The organism is Borreliella garinii, from assembly GCF_001922545.1.
Taxonomy (GTDB): domain Bacteria; phylum Spirochaetota; class Spirochaetia; order Borreliales; family Borreliaceae; genus Borreliella; species Borreliella garinii.
This window is the reverse complement of the sequence record NZ_CP018754.1, coordinates 1-2,114: the sequence shown is the minus strand read 5'-3', so window position 1 is coordinate 2,114 and position 2,114 is coordinate 1. Positions and strand designations below refer to the sequence as shown.

General features: G+C 26.5%; 3 protein-coding genes and 1 pseudogene. 2 read left to right on the top strand and 2 right to left on the bottom strand.

Annotated features, from left to right (window positions below):
• Nucleotides 1-2 precede the first annotated feature (2 nt).
• Both BLA33_RS05740 and BLA33_RS06185 read left to right on the top strand, forming a co-directional pair.
• Nucleotides 3-467 (top strand): annotated as a pseudogene (locus BLA33_RS05740) (complement regulator-acquiring protein); the annotation flags it as partial.
• Between the two features lie 210 nt (nt 468-677).
• Entirely contained in the window at nt 678-803 is a 126-nt protein-coding gene (locus BLA33_RS06185; RefSeq protein WP_157651916.1) for a hypothetical protein, read from the top strand.
• Nucleotides 804-1,042: 239 nt separating this feature from the next.
• Here the strand turns inward: BLA33_RS06185 and BLA33_RS06050 are convergent, their stop codons facing one another.
• A complete protein-coding gene (locus tag BLA33_RS06050; RefSeq protein ID WP_233436625.1) occupies nt 1,043-1,591 on the bottom strand; it encodes a hypothetical protein in 549 nt (182 codons plus the stop codon).
• A complete protein-coding gene (locus tag BLA33_RS05730) occupies nt 1,530-1,838 on the bottom strand; it encodes a hypothetical protein (RefSeq protein WP_029347008.1) in 309 nt (102 codons plus the stop codon). Before BLA33_RS05730 ends, BLA33_RS06050 begins: the two co-directional genes overlap by 62 nt.
• Nucleotides 1,839-2,114 lie beyond the last annotated feature (276 nt).

Sequence of the window (2,114 nt, the reverse complement as noted above, 5' to 3'; positions counted from 1 at the left end):
TTCAATATGATTTCCTAGAGACTTTTAAACTTCAAAGAGATGATTATTTTATGTTTAATGCAAAAATGAAATTAAAAAGAATAATTTATCCATCCCTAAATTACGATACAAAAAAAATATTGGCATTAAAAGAAATTCTTGAAACACTTGATACAGATAAGAACCGAAGAGTAGCTCGTAAATTTCTAGAAACATCAAGGGATATTCAACTGCAATTAGAAGATATACATTTAAAAAAAATACAAGATAAATTACATACTCTAAGCATAAAAGAAGCCGAAACGTTACTACAAGATGTAAAACGTGATTTAAGGATAAAACAAAACTTTACTAAAACCTTAAATGCAACTATTGATGCTTACAATAAAAATGTTGGCGGCATTAAAACAAATGCTGAAGCGCTAGCAAAGCACATAAAGGATAAATACTTTCATCGTAGTAGTTATCTACTAAATCAAGCTGATTAATCTAAATAAAAAAAATAATATGTTGCACTTGAGATTTCAAAAAGAGAAGAATTAACTTCTCTTTTTTTATTCATACAATCTAAATTGTCGCTAAAAACATGCAATAGAAATTAAATTTTCAATATCAAATAAATTTAATATTGTTATTTTGAATTAAAACTAATGTTTGGTAATTCAAATTTATAAGGAGAGCATTTTGAAAAACCCCAAATTAATATTATTAAGCTTAGCTTTATTGTAGCAATATTAAATTCAATTTTCATATTATGTGTACCTATTGGAAAGGGCAATCCAAAACCCCATATCAATACTAATCTAGAAAATAACCAAAATTAAAGTTTAGAGAAGCCTTTCGTATAAATTTTTATAATTTTTAGGATTATAACCCTATTTCTAAGATTTTTTAGTTTGCAAAACTTTATATGCTTGTTCTAATTTAAGAAGCTCTACATTTGCCTTATTCATCTTATCGTTAAGTTCTTCTTGTTTATTCTTAGCATTCTCAAACAAGCTTTTAGCATTCTTGATTGCTTGTTGAACATTAGCTATCCAAGAATAGTAAAGATAATTATACCCTAAAGAGGTATGTCTTTTGTAGCTTCTTCTAAAGCCCCTTCTGCTTTTCTTTTTGCATTCTCGACATTATCCTTAGATCTTGCTAAAGCACCAATTGCATCATTGCAATGAGATTTGGCAGGAGCATGGCTGCTATTAACTTTATTAATTTCTTGGTTTAAGTTATGTAATAGTAATGTATTATTGTTAGCATTATATTTAGATTTTCTAGCAGTATTTAAATAAGAACGAGCCCCCTCAATAACACTTTTTATCTTATCAAGTTTTGATTTTGTTGTTTCTAAGTCTGCAGTTATTTTCTCAGTTTGTTCTAAAAAAGTTTCAGCTTCGTACATAATTTCCCTAGCAGTAATAGCTTCGTTAGATTCCTTATTAACTTGTTGAGATTTTCTACCAGTATTATGTTTATTGTTATCTACTTTACTAGTATTAGAGTGCTTTGTGTTTAAATTATTATTTATTTGTGTTTCTAAATTATTACTTTCTTCACTTTTCTTTTTTCTTCCTTTGATTCTTATTATTTTGTTCTTGATTATTTGCTTTTCCACTACTAATGCTCCTAGCCTTACGATCACTTCTGTTGTTGTCTTCTACAGAATCTAGAGAATTATTATCTAGCTTATTAGTAGAATTTATACTTTTATTATTATTTATATCTTTATTATTATTGACAAAATACTTATTGTTGGCCAAAATCTGTTTGGTTTTATCTGTAAGCTTTTCATATAGCTTACAAGAGATACCGCTACAAAACAAACTGGATATCATTAACACTTCTTTAATCATTAAATTCATTATATTGCCTCTATCTAAAATAGAATATTATTAGAATATCCCGTCATTATATCACATTTATATTAGTAATCAAGATTATGAGCTAGATATTAAGTATTGATAACATAAAACTAAATAAGCATAGAAGGAGAATTTAAATAAAAATTGGGAGGAGATGAATTTGGGAATAAATATATTTATTTTCTTCATTTTGAATAGTATGTTCAGAGTTATGCACCATTAATATATTAAAACATTTATTCTTAAGATGATAGGGTTATTTATAGTGTAACTACT